An 18,808-nucleotide genomic window follows, 5' to 3' on the forward strand; every position below is an offset into this window, starting at 1 on the left:
CTTAGCTAAAGACAGTTTAAATTCTCTGTGATATTTGGACATAAAAAGACCCCCAGTAATTGGAATGTCCAACTATTGGGGGTCAGTTCAATTGCAGGCTTTTTCATATCTATCCTATAACCATGTATGATTAACTTTTAATCACTTTACCAAATGCCATGCCCATTTTGGTTGGGCTGTCGGCTTGAAGCGTGTCTTCCCACTCAACGGCATCTTTGCCAAATAAGACGATGGCTGTGGAACCCAGCTTAAAGCGCCCCATCTCTTCACCTTTCTTTAATTTTACATTGTTTAAAGAGGTGTAGTCCCAAGTAACCACTTTTTTGTTAAAAGGAGTTACTTGACCTGCCCAAACGGTTTCGATGCTGGCAACAATCATAGCACCCACTAAAATAACAGCCATTGGGCCTGCTTCGGTGTTAAATAGGCAAACGGTTCTTTCATTTCGAGCGAATACGTTGGGAATTTGCTCCGCAGTGACTTTGTTAACGGAAAATAGCTTGCCGGGAACATGAATCATTTTAGTAAGCTTGCCCGCTAATGGCATATGAACGCGATGGTAATCTTTCGGTGAGAGGTACACAGTCGCGAACGAGCCACCTAAAAATTGGTCAGATAATGAAGCGTCTCCACCAAGTAGGCTCGTCAGGCTATAATGATGGCCTTTGGCTTGGAAAAGGGTACCATGCTCTATTTTCCCTAATTGACTGATTGCCCCATCGGCAGGGCAGGCAATGCCATTCCTTTTACGCGTAATGGGTCTAAGTTCTGAACGAATTTCTCGAGTGAAAAAGTCGTTGAAGTTAGGGTAAGACAAAGGATCACTATTTACCGCTTCAGACATGTCAACTTGATATTTTTTAACAAACTGGCTGATAAAAGTATTTTTTACCCAAGTGTTTTCGCATTCAGCAATACGCCCGATAATGCGTGATAGGGATTTCTGTGGTGTGATGTGCTGCGCAAAGGCAAACAATTGATCTTTTGTCACTGTGTTCGTCCTGATGGTTGATTTTTTGTGTTATTGACTAACGATACTATTTGTTTGAGTGTCTTGAAATCTTTGTCTTTGAATGAACTGCGTGTTTCCAACCAAAATATCATCATTTCTTCGTCGTTTAATTTGGCCGAAGCCAGCATTAAGTGACTTTCTGAATCGATAATTTGGTCTGAGGATCCTGGTAGGCCGGAAACCATAGCGTGTAATTTTTCACCGTGCAGATGGCTTGCTGAGACACCGCTGGAAAGTTTGCTAAAGATTTTTGAGTTGGCGTTCCAGTTAATGTTTTTGAGTACGTCAAGTTTGTAACCAAATTGAAGTAATGGCTGCGCTTGCTGTTTGCTGTGTTTAAACAGAATTGAGTGTTGAGTGTTAGGGATTGTTTGTTTAATGGTTTTCAGTGCTAAATTGGCTCGGTTTTTACTGTTTTGATTCTCGCTTCTGGCTAAGGCTTTTTTTAACTGTTGTAATGGCGATTCAACAATTTTTGGACGGCGAGAAGCGCTTTTCGCAGTATACAAATCTGGATCCAATAGTTGTAAAGCGACAGGACGCTTGCTGCGCATATTATAAAGTTTGGCGGCTTCGGTAGAAGCAAAATGGGCGGTACGAATGACCTCGCCAATACGGCGATGCATGACAGTCGCAATGATGCGGTAGAAAAATGCCAGTTGTTTGGCGTCCCAGCCATTGCGTTCCGCTTCATGGGCCACTTTGGTGGCACAATAAGAAAAAATCAAAGGATTGTTGATTAAAATGGTCAAACGTTTGTCTTCAGTAAAGCCGGGCAACTCATCAGGGTGATGAGCTAAGTGTGCTAGCTGCTGTAACTCTTCCGTGTTAGGAATGTGTTTGGTCAAAAAGGACTCGATAATATTGTTTGGCGAATTCCAAAAAGTACATAAATGCACGGTTAATTCATCAATTCGACATCCAAGCACCATTGTTTCAGCTTTATTGGCGTTTTCACCATTTTGGATGCGTTGTTCTATTTCCGACATTTGCGGAAACGCATGATACCAAAGCAACCAGCGTGCGGTATCACGAAAGAGAGTAATCCAGAAAATATCGTCTTCGTGACTGGTTAATTTTTCAATTGACCAATGACGAGCAATGGTAGCGGCTTCATAGCTGGTTTGAATCGCTCTGATAAAGGCTTTTACACGCTCAGGTAATTTACGATTACGAGTTTCGTAAGCATCAAAATGCTTGAATAAATTGTGGATGCCCTTCATACCGACCATAGTAGCCGCGTGGAATGGGGTGTTAATTTCGGTGTGTCTATTTGGTACGATTCGATTCGCTTCATTCAAGATAGCGAATGCGAGGAGCGGATCGCTGGCAATGTTCTTTTGCATGCTTTCCAAGGTGTCTTCTGTACGTTGTATTTGCGCCTTCAGACGAGCCAAATTACCAGCGCGTACCGGAAATTTTTTTGTCTGAAGAAAACTCAGCCATGCATTTAGGCCCGATGGAGATTTGCTGCTCATAAAAGGTGACTTTGCCGACTCGGTTGTTTATAAGTATGCATCATGCTCTTATACTTCGTATCTGATTAATCATACTGTATATTTATGTAAGAGCATACTTTGTCAGTATTAAGGAAGTAAAATTATGTTTGCAATAGCGGGCCTGCTAGTCGTAATTATCAGTGTTGTAACTGGATACGTAGCCGCACATGGACAGTTATTGGCTCTATGGCAGCCTTTTGAAGTCATTATTATTTGCGGTGCCGCCTTAGGTGCCTTTATGGTGGCGAACCCTTTCGTTGTGCAGAAAAAAGTCTTTACCATGCTACCACAAGTGATCACGGGAAGTCGGCACAATAAACGTTTTTATTCCCAATTATTGGGGTTGATGTATTGTCTGTTTCAGAAAAGTCGTCAAGAGGGCTTTTTGTCCATTGAAGAAGATATCGAATCGCCTTTCACCAGTGATTTGTTTCATCGTTTTCCCGATGTGGTTCGTGACCACGAAGTAGTGGAATTTCTCACGGATAACTATCGTATCTTCACCTTAACCGGTTTGCCCGCTTATGAAATTGAAGCCATCATGGATAATGAGATAGAGCAAATTCAGGAAGAATTAGTGGAGCCTGGTCACGCACTGAATCGTGTCGCTGAAGGCTTGCCAGGCTTTGGTATTGTTGCTGCGGTTTTGGGAATTGTTATTACCATGGGAGCTATTGGCGGGCCTTTGGAGGAAATAGGCCATCACGTAGCTGCCGCTTTGGTGGGTACCTTTTTGGGAATTTTTTTAGGCTATGGTTTTGTTGGTCCTGCCTCTTCTCATCTAGAAACTTTGGGTAACCATGAATTGAAAGCTTATTTGTGCATCAAGGCGAGCTTGAACTCTGTGGTATCCGGTTATGCACCACCCGTAGCGGTTGAAACGGGTCGCAAATTGCTGCCGCCAGAAATGCGTCCAAGTTTTGCAGAATTGTCGATTGAGCTACAGCAGTATCGCTAAGGCGATAAGCTGCTCTTAGGGGAAAGAAAAATGGCCTTAGGTTCCAATAGCTTAATTATTCGACGAGTCAAGAAAGTTAAAAAAGGTGGGCATCATAGCAGCGCTTGGAAAATTGCTTTAGCGGACTTTGCTCTGGCGATGATGGCATTCTTCCTAGTGTTATGGATACTCAGTGTAACAACTCCTCAAGAACGACAAGTCATTCAGGGTTATTTTCAAGATCCAATAGGGGCGGGCACGGCAGGTTTCAGTGCCAGTCCAATTGATTTGGGTGGCAGTCCTGCTATGAGTATCGAGAAAAAATTGGATTTACAGTTGCCTGAACCTGGCAGTACGGATGTGCCCTCTCATGAGTCTATGGTAGGCAATGGTGATGAATCTTCGGAGTCGAAATCGTTAAATGATTTGGTCAAGCAAGAGCTGGAAAAAAATAACATCCTTCTGGCTGAGCAAAGAAATTTACGAATAGAGGTCACTCCGATCGGGGTGCGTATTACTTTACTTGATACGCCGGACAAGCCTATGTTTGAGCGTGGTAGTGCACGTATGATGCCTGATATAGAAAATACTTTGCTGACTATGTCTCCTATGTTTAATCGGGTGAAAAATCCGATTGTGATCAGTGGTCATACAGATTCATCGAAATACGCTGGTTCTAGAGGTTTGGATAATTGGGATTTGTCGGCTTTGCGTGCTAATGCGGCCCGTCAAATTCTGGAGGAAGGGGGGGTTACCGATAACCGTTTTGCTCAAGTGGTTGGCTTAGGTGATACGGTACCATACAACCGATTTAATACAGCGAGTCCTGAGAACCGGCGGATTACGATTACTTTGTTAACCGATGATGCTTATCGTAAATTGTTGGCGCAAAATCGTCGTAATTTTGGGAATGCTGTAAAACAGTCAGATATTAAATTAACGCCTGAAACGGTATTCTGATGAAGTGACTGGTATACCAATATAGTGACTGTCCATAAAAAACGAGCTGTTTGCTCGTTTTTTTATATCTTTTTATTGAATCAATTAATAGCTGTGTTGATTGTCTTGAATTGACTGTTTGATTCTTAAGTAGCTTTCAAATCTATGTTGACTAATCTCGCCTTTTTCAAGGGCTGCCAAAATGGCGCAGCCTGGCTCTTTTTCATGAGCGCAATCACGGAAGCGACAGTAGCCAATGTGAGGGCGAAACTCGATAAAACCGTTTAGCAGCTCTGCTTCGCTGATATGCCATAAACCGAATTCACGAATGCCGGGCGAATCGATGAGGTCACCACCTTTAGGCATGTGAAATAGGCGGGCTGTGGTGGTGGTATGAGTGCCTTTTTTGCGCTTTTGTGAGAGTTCCCCCACACTGATTTCAATGCCAGGTAACAAGGTGCCAATTAATGATGATTTACCGACACCGGATTGACCCACAAAAACGCTGGTTTTGCCTTGTAGGAATTGATAAAGAGACTCCATGCCAGCCTGATCTTTGGTGGACGTGCGAATAATTTGGTAGCCAAGCTGCTCATACGTTGCCAATAAGCGGTTTAAGCTCTTACGATTGTCATCGTTAATTAGGTCACACTTGTTTAATAGGATCACAGGAGGAATGCCAACTGTTTCGGCGGCGACCAAGTAGCGGTCAATCAAATTGGCGTGCGCCACAGGTTCAGCGGCAGCCACAATAACAATGTGGTCAATATTGGCAGCAACAGGTTTTAAGCGGCCGTGCATGTCGGGGCGTGACAAGGAGGTGTGACGCTCTGTTGTCGCAACCACTACGCCACCTTCTTGTTGTTTGGGGCGCCAAATGACTTTGTCTCCAGTCACTAATTGGCCAAGGTTTGCGCGCATATTGCAACGAGTGGCAACGCCAACAAAAGGTGCTTGCGTGCCTTCCACTTCCACTTGAGTGCCGAAGTGAGAAATAACCATGCCCTGTGTTTCTGGGCCAAGGTCGGACGACTGCAGCAGTTCTTCTGCTTTGTTACTGCGTTTCTTGGTTCGCTCGACGCGCTCTTGCTGAATTTTTTCAATGCGCCAAGTTTGTTGTTTGGTGAGTTTTCGCTTCGACATTCGTCTTTTCTGATCCTATAGTAAGGCGCATAGAGTATAATGCTTGGCATTGATAATAAAGGATTTGAGTGAGTATGAGTTTGAATAGAGACAATTTAATCTGGATTGACCTAGAAATGACGGGCTTGGATCCTGAGCAAGATACCATCATTGAAATTGCTACAGTGGTAACCGACAAAGATTTGAACTTGCTAGCCAAGGGGCCTAATTTAGCGATTCATCAAGATAAATCAGTAATGGATGGCATGGATGAGTGGTGTACACAACATCATGGAGAGTCTGGCTTAACGGCTCGCGTTTTATCATCGCAGATCGATATGGCAGCAGCGGAAGCGCAGACTATTGCCTTTCTTAACAAATATGTTCCAGCGGGCGCCTCGCCAATTTGTGGTAACAGTGTGGGGCAGGATCGTCGCTTCTTGTACCGATACATGCCTAACTTGGAGAGCTATTTTCACTACCGTTATCTGGATGTGAGTACTGTAAAAGAGTTGGCGCGTCGTTGGAAGCCAGAAGCTTTAGAAGGTTTTAGTAAATCCGGCGCTCATTTGGCATTGGACGATATTTTAGAGTCCATAGCCGAATTAAAGCATTACCGTAAAACCATGTTTGGCCTGGACCTCTAATCAAGATCTCATCGTTATAATAGATCTTATGGAATGCAGGATGAAAAATACCGCTCTTTGCAGGGCGGTATTTTTTTAAGTGCTTTGGGGAGTTAGAGTAAGGCTGTACAGCCATCCCATATGAGTTTCCAGCCGGTTAAAAATAAAAAACTGTACATGCATTTAAAGAACAAGCCTGTGGGAATACGATAGTGCAACCAAGCGCCCAGTTGTACGCCGAGATAAGCGAGTGGGGCGAAGCATAAAGATATTAGTATGTTACTTGTATTGAGTTGTCCTAGCATGCTGTAAGGAATGAGTTTCACATAGTTGATGGCAGTGAAGATGACGGCGGCACTGGCGACGTATTGAGTTTTGTCTAGATTAGCACGCAGTAAATAAACACTTAAAGGTGGCCCGCCAGCGTGAGCGATAAAACTGGTAAAGCCGCTAAGCACACACCAGCATTTGCCAGCGAATTGGCTCAGAGGACGCTTACTCGATGTGCTCTTGTGACGCGGCCAAGAGTTGATACTGAAACCAACAGCAATAATACCGACTAAGAGTTTTAACCAATCAGCTGAGAACCATGATGCAGTTAACCCACCAATGACGACACCAGCAATGGCAGCGGGAATGCAATGAATTAATACTTGTTTATTCCATTTTCGCCAAAACTTTTGCACGGTAAAAATGTCCATTAAACATAAGATGGGTAACATGATCGCGGCGGCATAAACTGGAGAGGCTTGTAGTGAAATTAAGGGCACGGCAATGATGCCAAATGCACCAGAGAAGCCGCCTTTTGAAATGCCTGTAATAAAAACCGCGACGGCGATTAAGCCAATAAGAAACCAATCCATAAAACGCCTTAAATTGAAATTGTTCAAAAATATTCGATTATGCGCTAACGGAGCTTGTTTCAAAAGCCTTGTGTATTAGAATTGTCTGAGTTTTGAAAACTCAGCACGGTTGAAGAGAAATGTGCGGGTAACTAGGGTTAATACAAGAATGCAAATAGAAAGAGAAATTTTTGGTGAAGTGGATATGGAAGCCTTTGGTGCTGAGTTTTCTGCTGCTTTACTGCAAGGTGGTGTGGTCCATTTAGAAGGTAACTTAGGAATGGGAAAAACGACCCTTGTGCGTGGAATGTTGCGTGGTATGGGTTACCAAGGACCAGTAAAAAGCCCCACTTATACTATAGTTGAGCCTTATGAGTTAGCCGACTTAGAGGTATATCATTTTGATTTATATCGTGTCGCGGATCCTGAAGAACTCGAATTCATGGGGATCCGAGATTATTTCAACGAACGAAGTTTATGCTTAATTGAATGGGCTGAAATGGGGCAAGGTATTTTGCCCGTTGCCGATCTTGTGGTACATCTTTCCCTAATTCGTCAAGGTCGCCATGTGCTGATTGAATCGCTTACTGATAAAGGTGATCATGTGATGACGCAGTGGCAAACGAGTCTGGCAAGCTAAGCTGTCAAATTCTTTACTCTATGATTGATTGAGATCCATAGGTTCAGCCGTTATAGTGTGTCTCATATATATTGCTAGCTGTCTGATATGCAAACTAAATTTCAAACTTTACTGAGTATTTTTCTGTTCTGGATGGCGTCCATGCTGTCCATGGAAGTTGTTGCATCTGAGGTGCGCGATATTCGAGTTGCGCAGCAAGATGGAATAACGCGTTTGGTATTTGAGTTATCTAAAAAATCTACTCATCGAGTTTTTCCGCTTTCTAATCCTGATCGTGTCGTGGTAGACATTAGTGATGCTAATTTGAGTAATGCGGTGGTTAATAACTTATCCGCATTATCGACGGATGTGTTGATGAGAGTACGTTATGCCAAGCGTAATGATGGAGTACGTTTTGTATTGGATCTTGCGCAATCAGCACGAGCCAAAAGTACTGAGTTGGCAGCCAACCAAACCTATGGTCCGCGAATTATGGTGGAGCTGGAATACGGTGAGAAAAAGCCTGCGACCATTGTGAAAAGTTTGGCCAATTTATCTCAGGAAAAACGTGACATAGTGATTGCCATTGATCCTGGACATGGTGGTAAGGATCCTGGTGCACTTGGGCAATATAAGGTACGTGAGAAAGACATCGTATTATCAATTGGCAAAGAGTTGGCTAGACGTATAAACGAAGTGGAAGGCTTCAAGGCCGTTATGACGCGCTCTACAGACGTATTTTTAAAGTTACGAGATCGATCGCGAGTGGCCAGAGAAGCGAACGCTGATTTGATGATCTCAGTGCACGCTGATGCTTTTACTAAACCCAGTGCTCGCGGTGCTTCGGTATGGGCTTTATCATTAAGCGGTAAAAGTTCGGAAATGGGGCGTTGGTTGGCTCAGCAGGAAAATGCCGCCGACCTAGTGGGTGGGATCTCACTGGATGATAAAGACCAGCTTTTGGCAGAAGTCTTGCTCGATATGTCAATGAACTCGACCATTCAAATGAGTTTGAACATAGGGCAAAGTGTTTTAGGTGAGATGAAACATGTGGCTAAATTACACAAAAACACCGTACAGCAGGCGGGTTTTGTGGTGTTAAAGTCGCCAGATATCCCTTCCATCTTGGTGGAAACAGGGTTTGTTTCAAATAAAACGGAAGCCAAAAATTTATCCAGTCGAACTTATCGTGTTAAATTGGCCGCCGCGATTGCTGAGGGCGTGATTGATTATTACACCGAGAATGCGCCGGAAGGTACCTTGGTTGCGTGGAAGCAGAAAAAACATTCCGATTACATTTATACAGTAAGCAAAGGGGATACCTTATCAAAAATTGCACGTCGTAATCAGGTATCCTTAGGCGTACTGCGTAAAGCCAACAACCTAAAGAATGATGTTATTTGGGTGGGTCAGAAGCTCGTCATTCCGGCCGGATAACAAGATTACCTGTCTTTTAGGGACAAATTACAAAAGGTCGTTAATGAAAAGAATTCATCTTTTATCCCCTCGTCTTGCCAACCAAATTGCCGCAGGTGAAGTGGTTGAGCGCCCAGCGTCCGTTGTTAAGGAATTGCTAGAGAACAGTTTGGACGCTGGCGCTTCTCAATTGGACATAGATGTTGAGCAGGGAGGCGTAAGGCGCATTAAAATACGCGACAATGGTGCGGGGATTGTCAAAGACGATTTATCCTTGGCATTGAGTCGTCATGCAACCAGTAAAATTGTCACCTTGGATGATTTGGAAGCGGTGTCCACACTGGGCTTTCGTGGTGAAGCTTTGGCCAGTATCAGTTCGGTTTCTCGTATGCATTTAACCTCGTTGGCGGAAGATGAGAGTGAGGCTTGGCGAGTCGAAGCAGAAGGTAAGGACATGGCTGCGGCAATTCGTCCGGCTTCCCATCCACAAGGTACAACCATTGATGTACGCGATTTGTTTTTTAATACGCCGGCGCGTCGTAAATTTTTGCGTACTGAAAAAACCGAGTTCTCGCATTTGGAAGAAGTGGTAAAGCGTTTGGCCTTAAGTCGATATGAGACGGGCTTTCGCTTAAGTCACAATGGCAAACAAGTATATGATCTTCGTCCTGTGACGGATCAGTTGCACGCAGAACACAGATTGGCCACCTTGTTAGGTAAGAAATTCATTGAAAATGCTCTGACATTAGATGTTGAAGCGGCTGGGTTGCGATTATGGGGCTGGATTGGACTTCCGACCTTTTCTCGTTCACAGGCGGATTTACAATATTTCTTTGTCAATGGTCGGGTGGTAAAAGATAAGTTAGTGGCGCATGCGGTGCGACAAGCGTATCGCGATGTTCTTTATAACGGACGACATCCAACATTTGTTTTGTATTTAGAGTTGGATCCTTCCACAGTGGATGTCAATGTGCACCCAACCAAGCATGAAGTGCGTTTTCGTGATGGTCGTCTAGTACATGACTTCTTATTTAGTCGTATTCATAAAGCCATTGCGGATGTGCGACCAGAATCAGAAGCGGCTCCAACGGGAGTGGCTGATTATCAGAATGACACCGCAACAAGTGTGCAAATGTCTGAACAGTCGGCTTTGCCGTTAGCTAATCGTCCTGCGTCGAGTATGGATTGGATGCGCCAGTCTGGGAATCAAACCGGCTCGCAAATTCCATCTGGTGATTCTATTCGTAGTCAGTTAGACGGTATGCAACGCTTTGCGGGTTATGCTGAAAATCTTGCCTCGTCGGGGACTCAAGTGTCTGAGCAGATAGACCCTGAAACAGGTGAGGTTATTACAGTAGCGACTACGCCCGCGTCTGTTACACCATTTCATCACGTGGCAGAAAACGACTATCAAAAAGTGCCGCCTTTGGGTTATGCCGTGGCGCAAATTCATGGTGTCTATATTCTGTCTGAGAGTGAGCAGGGTTTAATTGTCGTTGACATGCATGCGGCCCATGAGCGCATCGTATATGAGCGTATGAAAAATGCTTTCTATGATAAAAGCATTGCGACTCAACCCTTGTTGGTGCCGATTAATATTTCTGTGTCTCAAAGTGAGGCGGATCTGGTCGAAGAAAGTGGTCATGTGTTTGAAGCTTTTGGTTTTCGTGTTGAGCGAACTGGCCTGGAAAGCGTCATGGTGCGAGAAGTGTCTATTATTTTGATTCGCGGGGACGTTGAGAATTTGGTGCGAGACGTGATCAGTGATTTGTCGACCAATGGCGTGTCAGATTTGTTGGAGTCGCGAGCCAATGAATTGATGGCGTCCATGGCATGTCATGGAGCGGTGCGTGCCAATCGTAAGTTGACCATAGAAGAAATGAATAGTTTGCTGCGCGATATGGAAGTGACAGAGCGAAGTGGGCAATGCAATCATGGACGACCGACGTGGGCATATTTAAGTATGTCTGATTTAGATAAACTTTTTTTACGGGGTCGCTAACATGGCTAAGCCAAATGTGGTGTGTTTAATGGGGCCGACAGCCTCAGGAAAAACTGGCTTAGCGGTAGAACTGGCTGAACAGCATGGTTTTGAAATCATCAGTGTCGATTCTGCCTTGGTTTATAAAGGAATGGATATAGGCACGGCAAAACCAGAAGCTGAATTGTTGGCTAAAGCGCCGCATCGTTTGATTGATATTATTGATCCGATTGAGTCTTACTCAGCGGCAGATTTTGTGGTCGATGCTGTAGCGCATGTTGATGATATTTTGGCTAAAGGGAAAACCCCACTGTTGGTGGGCGGTACCATGATGTATTTCAATGCCTTGCAAAAAGGTTTGGCCGATATGCCAAAAGCGGATGCAGAATTACGTCAACAAATTGAGCAAGAAGCGGCGCAGCAAGGTTGGGCTGCTTTGCATGCAGAGTTGGCGGCAGTAGACCCTGATGCTGCGGCGCGCATTCATCCAAATGATCCGCAACGATTGCAGCGCGCGTTGGAAGTCTATCGTTTAACAGGTAAAACCATGACGCAATGGTGGGCAGAGCAGGAAAAAATGGCTTTGCCATTTAACATGATCAATATGGCGGTTATGCCGAAAGAAAGAAGTGTATTGCATGAACGTATCGAACAGCGTTTTTATCAGATGATGGAGCAAGGTTTTTTAGCTGAGGTTGAAGCTTTGTATCGGCGTGGAGATCTGACCCGAGAAATGCCGTCAATGCGCTGTGTCGGTTATCGACAACTTTGGCAGTATTTAGACGGTGACGATTTATTAGAAGATGCTATCTTTAAAGGAGTAGTGGCTTCGCGTCAGCTAGCGAAGCGACAGCTGACTTGGTTGCGAGGTTGGGAGGATCTGATGATTTTTGATAGTTTGTCGCAAGATCTTGTCTCAGAAGTCTTGAATTATACAGAAAGCAGGATTATATAGGGGAAATAATAAAAATTTTGGTGTAGTATCTACGGTATTGTTTTTTCAATATTTAATTTTTTAGTTTTCGCTTTTTTAAGGAGATTCCGATGTCAAAAGGGCAATCATTACAAGACCCTTACTTAAATATTCTACGCAAGGAAAGAGTGCCTGTGTCAATCTTTCTTGTGAATGGGATTAAACTTCAAGGCCAAATTGAATCATTTGATCAGTTCGTGATTCTTTTGAAGAACACAGTGAGCCAAATGGTATATAAACATGCTATTTCAACTGTTGTGCCTTCTCGTACAATTCGCATCCCGTCTCCTGATCAGCCGGAAGATGCCGCTGAATAGTTTGTCTGATATGAGACAAACAGAGGAATACTAGATTGTTTTTTGAACGCCCAGATAGTGGTGAGATTGCTGTTGTGGTTCACATTGATTTTCATGATCAAAATGAAAATTATGGTCCAGAAGAGTTTGTTGAGCTTGCTATATCGGCTGGTGCTGACCCTGTTGCAGTGGTAACAGGGTCCCGTCAGCGCCCCGATGCTAAGTATTTTGTTGGCAGCGGAAAATTAGATGAAATCAAAGATATTGTGGATCAGGAAGAAGCCCAAGTGGTGTTGTTTGATCACGCTTTATCGCCATCTCAAGAGCGTAATTTAGAAAGTGTTTTGAAGTGTCGAGTATTAGATCGTACCGGTTTGATTCTGGATATTTTTGCGCAACGTGCACGTACCCATGAAGGTAAACTGCAAGTTGAACTGGCTCAGTTACAGCACATGTCAACACGTCTTATTCGAGGCTGGACTCACTTAGAGCGCCAAAAAGGCGGTATTGGTATGCGAGGCCCGGGTGAAACCCAGCTGGAAACCGACCGTCGTCTATTGCGTGTGCGCATTAAATCCATCCAAAAACGTTTAGAAAAAGTGGGTACACAGCGTGATCAGAGCCGACGTTCTCGTTCTCGTTCTGCTGTCCCGACTGTCTCTTTGGTGGGGTATACCAACGCAGGTAAGTCGACCTTGTTTAATCGTGTGACGGGGTCTGAAGTCTATGCAGCAGATCAGTTGTTCGCGACCTTGGATCCTACCTTGCGTCGTTTGGATTTAGAGCAGATTGGTTCTGTGGTGTTAGCAGATACGGTTGGTTTTATTCGCCATCTGCCGCACCGTTTGATCAATGCTTTCCAAGCGACTTTGAAAGAGTCTGCGGAAGCGGATTTGCTGTTGCATGTCGTCGACGCGGCTGATGTGTCACGTGACGATAATATGTTACATGTGGACGATGTGTTAGAAGAAATTGGTGCGAAAGAAGTGCCGACTTTGCTCGTTTTTAATAAAATTGATGTACTTCCTACCGCTGAGCCACGTATAGATAGAGATGAGCAAGGGAACCCACGCCGAGTTTGGTTGTCTGCACGTGACGGGGATGGCATGGATTTGCTAAAGCAAGCCATTGCTGAACTGCTGGCCGTAGACGTATTCAGCGAAACATTGTGTTTGCCGAGTCATTACGGACGCTTACGTGCTATGTTGTTTGAACAAGGCGCGGTAAAGTCGGAGCGCTTTGATGACGATGGTCGTTTTGTGTTGGATGTGAAACTGCCAAAGAAAGACTATTTACAGATTTTGGCCCGTGTTGGTATGTCTGAAGAGCAGATAGTAGCCGCATAGCTAACTGGAATTATCATTAAAATAAAGTGGAGATGTAGTATGGCCTGGAATGAACCGGGTAATAACGACAACGACCCATGGAATCCAGATAAAAACCGTAGTAATGGTACTGGTCGCCCAGATGAGGGTCGTGATAAAGAAAAAAGTAATGATCCTTGGGGTCGTCCATCAGGAGGGAAGGAGCAAGGTCCACCTGATCTTGATGAAGCCTTTAATAAATTGATGGATATGTTAGGGGTGAAAAAATCTCGTAAAGGCAGTGGCGATTCCAATAACAGTGGTTCTGGCTTCTCTGGCAAGTTCAGTGGTGGCTTAGTGGTTATTGTGCTATTGGCTTTATTCGCTTTGTGGGCGGCAACGGGTGTGTATCAGGTAGACCAGCAAGAGCGCGGTGTGGTACTGCGTCTTGGTAAATACCATACCACTGTGATGCCAGGCTTGCATTGGAATCCACCTTTGATTGACAGCGTGAGTAAGGTAAACGTGACCAAAGTGCGTTCTCATGATCACAAAGCCCTTATGCTGACTGTCGATGATGCGATTGTGGAAGTGGGTGTTTCAGTTCAATACTCAGTACAAGACCCGAAAGACTTCTTGATTAACGTGCGTAACCCAGAAGAATCTTTGGCGCAGATGACAGAAAGTGCATTGCGTCATGTGGTGGGTAGTTCGCAGATGGGGCAAATCTTGACCGAAGGTCGTGAGCTGTTGGCTGATGAAGTGAAAACACGTATTCAGAATTACAGTAATGCTTACGGCACTGGTTTGTTGATTTCGAAAGTCAACGTTGAAAACACGCAAGCGCCTACACAGGTTCAAGAAGCGTTTGATGATGTAATCAAGGCGAAAGAAGATGAACTACGGGTGAAAAACGAAGCTGAGGCCTACGCCAATGGGGTGATTCCCGAAGCGCGTGGTCGTGCACAGCGGATTCGTGAAGAAGCGGAAGCATACCGTTCTGAAATTATTGCTCGAGCCAGTGGTCAAGCAGATCGTTTTGATCGTTTGTATCGCGAATATACCAAAGCGCCTGAAGTGACTCGTCGCCGCTTGTATATCGAAACCGTTGAGTCTGTTTACAAAGACGTGAATAAGGTGGTGGTTGATACGGAAGGTGGCAATAATATGATGTATTTGCCCTTGGATCAGCTTATGAAGCAAGCCGCGAACTCAGCTAGAGAAACAAGTAGCTTAGGTTCTTCAGACATCAGTAGCTTAGCGGATCAAGTGGTTAATGAATTGCGTAAGCGTCAAGGTGTAACCGTTCGTAGAGAGGGCAGAAATTAATGAAAGGTTTTTCTTTTGTCGTTTTATTTGTTGTCCTGTTGGTGGTTTTGGTTGCTTCTCAGACCTTGTATGTTGTGAAAGAAACCGAGCGTGCTGTGGTGTTGCGATTTGGTGAGATCGTCGAAGACGATGTGAAGCCGGGTTTGCACTTTAAGTTGCCAATTATGAACGAAGTGAAGAAGTTTGATGCGCGTATCCTAACCATGGATTCACGCCCACAACGTTATTTGACTCTTGAGCAGAAAGCGGTTGTGGTGGATTCTTATGTGAAATGGAAAATTGATTCTGTTGCTAAGTTCTATCAAGCCACTTCTGGTGACGAATTTGTCGCTAACCGTGTCTTGTCTTCACGAGTGGATACCGGTTTGCGTAACAAGTTTGGTGAGCGCACCATGCACGAAGTAGTGTCTGGTGAGCGTGATTTGTTGATGACGGAATTGCGTGATGATCTTAACAAGGTTGCGCAAAATGAGTTGGGTATTTCGATTATTGATATCCGAGTTAAGCGAATCGATCTGCCACCAGATGTGAGTGAGTCTGTTTACCAGCGAATGCGTACAGAGCGTGAGCGTGAAGCGCGTGAACACAGATCGAAAGGTCTGGAATTAGCGGAAGGTATTCGTGCTGATGCGGATCGTCAAAAAGTCGTATTAGAAGCCGAAGCACAACGTGATGCGGAAATGATTCGTGGTGATGGGGATGCCCAAGCGGCGGCTATTTATTCCGATGTGTACAAGCAAGATCCTGAGTTTTATGAATTTTATCGTAGTCTCCAAGCTTATCGAGAAAGCTTTGTTGGTAATGGGAACTTGTTTGTACTTGAACCAGATAGTGAGTTCTTTAAGTATTTGAATAGCTCCGTGGAAGGTGGAACGAAGTAACTTTTTTATTGAAGATGCTCATTAAGGCGTAAGCCATTTTGTGAGTATCTTCGGCAGATATTCGCGAATAATCGTTCGTCAAGCCTATTTGTTAAAATAGGAAACATGATACTATTACACAAACCGGGTTAGGCCCGGTTTTTTAATGGTCGGAACAAAGAGAATCTATGCAGGAATTGTTGCAGTCGCTACTGGTTGGCGTCAGCCTTTTATTGATCGCCGAGGGGATTTTGCCTTTTCTCGCGCCACATTTCTGGCGTGAAATTATGGCTCGAGCTCTAGCCAGCTCCGACCTCAATCTACGTATCCTAGGGGCGGTTAGTATGTTTCTTGGAGTAGCACTTCTTTTGCTGACACGAAGCTAAGAGGATAATTGAATGACGTTAGCAGATCGCTGGTTACTTCCTGAGGGAGTGGACGAAGCTTTGCCTGAGCAGGCTGCTAAAATAGAACACCTTAGAAGAACTCTGCTTAATCTCCATCAAGGCTGGGGATATCAACTGGTAATACCTCCTCTATTAGAGTACCTGGATTCCTTATTAACGGGTGCTGGTTCAGATTTAGAAATTGAAACCTTCAAAGTTATCGATCAGTTGTCGGGTCGCCTCATGGGAGTTCGTGCCGATTTTACCTCGCAAGTGGCGCGCATTGATGCGCACTGTCTAAAAGAAGAAGGAGTTCAACGCTTGAGTTACTGTGGCAGTGTGCTTCGCACTGTACCGTCAGGTTTAGATGGCACTCGCTGTCCGATTCAATTGGGTGCGGAATTATATGGTCATGGTGGTGTTGAAAGTGATATTGAAGTGCTGTCTTTGATGCTACAGACCCTAACGGTAGCTGGGTTGTCAAACTTAGTGCTAGATCTTGGTCATGTCGATATTGTCAATGGCGTGGTGACGGCCTGTGGTTTAACGTCAGATCAAGAAACTAAATTGGCGGATTTGTATCGCGCCAAAGATTTACCTGAGCTAGAGCGTTATGTAGAAACCCTATCGTTAAATGCTGAACAAGCAAACTGGTTAATTCAATTACCTCGTTTGTGTGGTGGTCACGAGGTGTTGGAAAAAGCGGAAGCATTATTGGCGAATATCTCAGTGCCAGTGAAAAATGCCATTATGCTTTTGCAGGAAATGGCAAGCTCCGTAGAAAATCGTTTCCCAGCGGTGGGGATGCATTTTGATTTAAGTGATTTGGTGTCTTACAGCTACCACACAGGTGTGGTATTCGCAGCTTATGTGCCAGGTCATGGCAATGCGATCGCTCGTGGTGGTCGTTATAACAACATTGGTCAGGTGTTTGGTCGTTCACGTCCAGCAACGGGCTTTAGTACAGATGTTAAGGCTTTGGTGAGCCTCAGTGAGGTGGCGGTAGTGAAACCAAAAACTGTGATTTCTCCTGTAAATCAAGACGCTAAGCTTTGGCAGAAGATGAATGCGCTTCGTGAAGAAGGTTATCAAGTGGTTGAAGCACTTAGTGGTGACACCGTCAAAGACGCGCAATATCAGTTGGTGCAAATGGATGGCGAATGGCAAATGCTGCCACGTTAACACAAGACTTTTATTTAAGAACTATCTAAATGAGACCTGAAACTATGGGTAAAAACGTTGTTATTTTAGGCACGCAATGGGGTGACGAAGGCAAGGGTAAGGTGGTTGATCTGCTTACTGAAGATGTTGCTGCCGTTGTGCGTTTCCAAGGTGGTCACAATGCGGGGCATACCTTGGTAATCGACGGAAAGAAAACTGTGCTGCACTTGATTCCTTCGGGTATTTTGCGAGATGGTGTGCAGTGTATCATTGGTAATGGTGTGGTGTTATCACCAGCGGCGTTGCAAAAAGAAGTGCTTGAGCTTCAAGAGCAAGGTGTACCAGCGGTTGATCGTCTAAAAGTGAGTGCGGCTTGTCCATTGATTTTGCCTTATCATATTGCTCTTGATCAAGCTCGTGAACAAGCGAAAGGCGAGAAAAAAATTGGTACAACGGGGCGTGGTATTGGTCCTGCATATGAAGACAAAGTGGCTCGAAGAGCCATTCGTGTTGGTGATTTATTGGATGCAGAGCGTTTTGCCACCAAGTTAAAAGAAGTATTGGAATACTACAACTTTGTTTTGACTCAATACCATAATGTTGAGGCCATTTCTTATGATGAGGTTTACGCGGAGGGGCTGCAAATGGCAGAGTTTCTTCGTCCCATGGTGGCGGATACTATTAACTTGTTACACGATCTGCGTAAGGCGGGTGCGAACATCATGTTTGAGGGGGCTCAAGGTTCCTTGTTGGATGTGGACCACGGTACTTACCCGTACGTTACTTCTTCCAATACAACGGCAGGTGGCGCACCCGCTGGTACAGGGTTCGGTCCTTTGTATTTGGATTATGTTTTGGGCATTACTAAAGCTTATACAACCCGTGTTGGTTCTGGTCCTTTTCCAACAGAGTTATTCTGTGAAAATGGTCAGCGTTTAGGTGAGCGTGGACATGAGTTTGGTGCAACAACAGGGCGTTCACGTCGATGTGGTTGGTTTGATGCTGTGGCATTGCGTCATGCGGTGCAAATCAACTCAGTATCGGGTATCTGTTTAACCAAACTGGACGTTCTGGATGGCTTTGAAACGGTAAAAGTGTGTGTTGGTTATACGGATGGGCAAGGCAATCCTGTTGCCGGTTCTTTGGTAGACAGTGAAGGTTACGAACAAGCTGAACCAACTTATGTTGAATTGCCTGGGTGGAGTGAATCTACTGTTGGTGCGGAAAGCTTTGACGCTTTGCCGAAAAATGCACAAGACTATATTCTTTATTTGGAGAAACAAGTTGGTGTGCCCGTTGATATTATTTCAACTGGTCCTGATCGTAACGAAACTATTGTTTTACGTGATCCATTTAAGCAATAAGTTAATGCATTTTTAACTCAGTTGTTTTGTAAAGAAAGCCGCAGTTTTGCGGCTTCAGAGTGTCGATAAACCCCAGTATTTTCACTGGGGTTCTTTTTTTTAGCTTTGTTTTTTAAAAATACATTAGGTCGTTCTATACTGA

The 18,808-nt window shown here is 44.5% G+C and carries 18 protein-coding genes; 14 read left to right on the forward strand and 4 right to left on the reverse strand.

Annotated elements, in window-relative coordinates; translation table 11 throughout:
- Positions 1–130 precede the first annotated feature (130 nt).
- A complete protein-coding gene (gene asd, locus ACXAH2_RS16845) occupies positions 131–991 on the reverse strand; it encodes an archaetidylserine decarboxylase (RefSeq protein WP_475080101.1) in 861 nt (286 codons plus the stop codon).
- Positions 988–2,490 carry an HDOD domain-containing protein gene (locus tag ACXAH2_RS16850; protein WP_475080103.1) on the reverse strand — a complete coding sequence of 501 codons (1,503 nt, stop codon included), beginning with the start codon at positions 2,488–2,490 and terminating at the stop codon, positions 988–990. The genes asd and ACXAH2_RS16850 overlap by 4 nt, the downstream gene beginning before the upstream one ends.
- A 124-nt stretch (positions 2,491–2,614) precedes the next feature.
- On the opposite strand from ACXAH2_RS16850, the gene motA reads away from it, so the two are divergent.
- Both motA and ACXAH2_RS16860 read left to right on the forward strand, forming a co-directional pair.
- Complete coding sequence (gene motA, locus ACXAH2_RS16855; protein ID WP_475080104.1) at positions 2,615–3,469, forward strand: flagellar motor stator protein MotA; 855 nt, start codon at positions 2,615–2,617, stop codon at positions 3,467–3,469.
- 30 nt (positions 3,470–3,499) lie between these two features.
- Positions 3,500–4,408: a flagellar motor protein MotB gene (locus ACXAH2_RS16860; RefSeq protein WP_475080105.1), complete on the forward strand. Its 909-nt coding sequence runs from the start codon at positions 3,500–3,502 to the stop codon at positions 4,406–4,408.
- 84 nt (positions 4,409–4,492) lie between these two features.
- Here ACXAH2_RS16860 and rsgA read toward each other — a convergent pair whose 3' ends face one another.
- Positions 4,493–5,530: a small ribosomal subunit biogenesis GTPase RsgA gene (gene rsgA / locus ACXAH2_RS16865; protein ID WP_475080106.1), complete on the reverse strand. Its 1,038-nt coding sequence runs from the start codon at positions 5,528–5,530 to the stop codon at positions 4,493–4,495.
- 74 nt (positions 5,531–5,604) lie between these two features.
- Here rsgA and orn point away from each other — a divergent pair, with 74 nt between their 5' ends.
- Entirely contained in the window at positions 5,605–6,156 is a 552-nt protein-coding gene (gene orn, locus ACXAH2_RS16870) for an oligoribonuclease (protein WP_475080107.1), read from the forward strand.
- Positions 6,157–6,248: 92 nt separating this feature from the next.
- Here the strand turns inward: orn and ACXAH2_RS16875 are convergent, their stop codons facing one another.
- Positions 6,249–6,998, reverse strand: coding sequence for a sulfite exporter TauE/SafE family protein (locus tag ACXAH2_RS16875; RefSeq protein ID WP_475080108.1), 750 nt, complete (start codon positions 6,996–6,998; stop codon positions 6,249–6,251).
- A 148-nt stretch (positions 6,999–7,146) separates the two neighbouring features.
- Here ACXAH2_RS16875 and tsaE point away from each other — a divergent pair, with 148 nt between their 5' ends.
- From tsaE to ACXAH2_RS16930, 11 genes are all read left to right on the forward strand, one after another.
- Positions 7,147–7,617, forward strand: coding sequence for a tRNA (adenosine(37)-N6)-threonylcarbamoyltransferase complex ATPase subunit type 1 TsaE (gene tsaE / locus ACXAH2_RS16880; protein WP_475080109.1), 471 nt, complete (start codon positions 7,147–7,149; stop codon positions 7,615–7,617).
- Positions 7,618–7,704: 87 nt separating this feature from the next.
- Positions 7,705–9,033: an N-acetylmuramoyl-L-alanine amidase gene (locus ACXAH2_RS16885; protein ID WP_475080110.1), complete on the forward strand. Its 1,329-nt coding sequence runs from the start codon at positions 7,705–7,707 to the stop codon at positions 9,031–9,033.
- A 43-nt stretch (positions 9,034–9,076) separates the two neighbouring features.
- Positions 9,077–11,014: a DNA mismatch repair endonuclease MutL gene (gene mutL, locus ACXAH2_RS16890; protein WP_475080111.1), complete on the forward strand. Its 1,938-nt coding sequence runs from the start codon at positions 9,077–9,079 to the stop codon at positions 11,012–11,014.
- Between the two features lies 1 nt (position 11,015).
- The gene (gene miaA / locus ACXAH2_RS16895) at positions 11,016–11,948 is read left to right on the forward strand and encodes a tRNA (adenosine(37)-N6)-dimethylallyltransferase MiaA (protein ID WP_475080113.1); all 933 of its coding nucleotides are present in this window, start codon (positions 11,016–11,018) and stop codon (positions 11,946–11,948) included.
- Positions 11,949–12,037: 89 nt separating this feature from the next.
- The gene (gene hfq, locus ACXAH2_RS16900) at positions 12,038–12,283 is read left to right on the forward strand and encodes an RNA chaperone Hfq (RefSeq protein ID WP_112139478.1); all 246 of its coding nucleotides are present in this window, start codon (positions 12,038–12,040) and stop codon (positions 12,281–12,283) included.
- 35 nt (positions 12,284–12,318) lie between these two features.
- The gene (gene hflX / locus ACXAH2_RS16905; protein WP_475080115.1) at positions 12,319–13,608 is read left to right on the forward strand and encodes a ribosome rescue GTPase HflX; all 1,290 of its coding nucleotides are present in this window, start codon (positions 12,319–12,321) and stop codon (positions 13,606–13,608) included.
- A 39-nt stretch (positions 13,609–13,647) separates the two neighbouring features.
- Positions 13,648–14,895: an FtsH protease activity modulator HflK gene (gene hflK, locus ACXAH2_RS16910; RefSeq protein WP_475080117.1), complete on the forward strand. Its 1,248-nt coding sequence runs from the start codon at positions 13,648–13,650 to the stop codon at positions 14,893–14,895.
- Positions 14,895–15,776, forward strand: a complete 882-nt coding sequence (hflC, locus tag ACXAH2_RS16915) for a protease modulator HflC (RefSeq protein WP_475080118.1) — start codon at positions 14,895–14,897, stop codon at positions 15,774–15,776. Before hflK ends, hflC begins: the two co-directional genes overlap by 1 nt.
- A gap of 167 nt (positions 15,777–15,943) precedes the next feature.
- The gene (locus ACXAH2_RS16920) at positions 15,944–16,141 is read left to right on the forward strand and encodes a DUF2065 domain-containing protein (RefSeq protein ID WP_353668750.1); all 198 of its coding nucleotides are present in this window, start codon (positions 15,944–15,946) and stop codon (positions 16,139–16,141) included.
- A gap of 12 nt (positions 16,142–16,153) precedes the next feature.
- On the forward strand, positions 16,154–17,323 hold the full coding sequence (locus tag ACXAH2_RS16925) for an ATP phosphoribosyltransferase regulatory subunit (protein ID WP_475080120.1): 1,170 nt from the start codon (positions 16,154–16,156) through the stop codon (positions 17,321–17,323).
- Between the two features lie 44 nt (positions 17,324–17,367).
- A complete protein-coding gene (locus ACXAH2_RS16930) occupies positions 17,368–18,666 on the forward strand; it encodes an adenylosuccinate synthase (RefSeq protein WP_475080122.1) in 1,299 nt (432 codons plus the stop codon).
- Positions 18,667–18,808 lie beyond the last annotated feature (142 nt).

Source organism: Marinomonas sp. ABL3_031 (assembly GCF_056161265.1).

Excerpts from the sequence above, each read along its gene's own strand:
- miaA (WP_475080113.1), top strand. The coding sequence starts at position 11,016 with ATGGCTAAGCCAAATGTGGTGTGTTTAATGGGGCCGACAGCCTCAGGA.
- mutL (WP_475080111.1), top strand. The coding sequence starts at position 9,077 with ATGAAAAGAATTCATCTTTTATCCCCTCGTCTTGCCAACCAAATTGCC.
- orn (WP_475080107.1), top strand. The coding sequence starts at position 5,605 with ATGAGTTTGAATAGAGACAATTTAATCTGGATTGACCTAGAAATGACG.
- ACXAH2_RS16930 (WP_475080122.1), top strand. The coding sequence starts at position 17,368 with ATGGGTAAAAACGTTGTTATTTTAGGCACGCAATGGGGTGACGAAGGC.
- hflC (WP_475080118.1), top strand. The coding sequence starts at position 14,895 with ATGAAAGGTTTTTCTTTTGTCGTTTTATTTGTTGTCCTGTTGGTGGTT.
- ACXAH2_RS16875 (WP_475080108.1), bottom strand. The coding sequence starts at position 6,998 with ATGGATTGGTTTCTTATTGGCTTAATCGCCGTCGCGGTTTTTATTACA.
- ACXAH2_RS16920 (WP_353668750.1), top strand. The coding sequence starts at position 15,944 with ATGCAGGAATTGTTGCAGTCGCTACTGGTTGGCGTCAGCCTTTTATTG.
- ACXAH2_RS16850 (WP_475080103.1), bottom strand. The coding sequence starts at position 2,490 with ATGAGCAGCAAATCTCCATCGGGCCTAAATGCATGGCTGAGTTTTCTT.
- hflK (WP_475080117.1), top strand. The coding sequence starts at position 13,648 with ATGGCCTGGAATGAACCGGGTAATAACGACAACGACCCATGGAATCCA.
- tsaE (WP_475080109.1), top strand. The coding sequence starts at position 7,147 with ATGCAAATAGAAAGAGAAATTTTTGGTGAAGTGGATATGGAAGCCTTT.
- hfq (WP_112139478.1), top strand. The coding sequence starts at position 12,038 with ATGTCAAAAGGGCAATCATTACAAGACCCTTACTTAAATATTCTACGC.
- ACXAH2_RS16925 (WP_475080120.1), top strand. The coding sequence starts at position 16,154 with ATGACGTTAGCAGATCGCTGGTTACTTCCTGAGGGAGTGGACGAAGCT.
- rsgA (WP_475080106.1), bottom strand. The coding sequence starts at position 5,530 with ATGTCGAAGCGAAAACTCACCAAACAACAAACTTGGCGCATTGAAAAA.
- ACXAH2_RS16860 (WP_475080105.1), top strand. The coding sequence starts at position 3,500 with ATGGCCTTAGGTTCCAATAGCTTAATTATTCGACGAGTCAAGAAAGTT.
- motA (WP_475080104.1), top strand. The coding sequence starts at position 2,615 with ATGTTTGCAATAGCGGGCCTGCTAGTCGTAATTATCAGTGTTGTAACT.
- ACXAH2_RS16885 (WP_475080110.1), top strand. The coding sequence starts at position 7,705 with ATGCAAACTAAATTTCAAACTTTACTGAGTATTTTTCTGTTCTGGATG.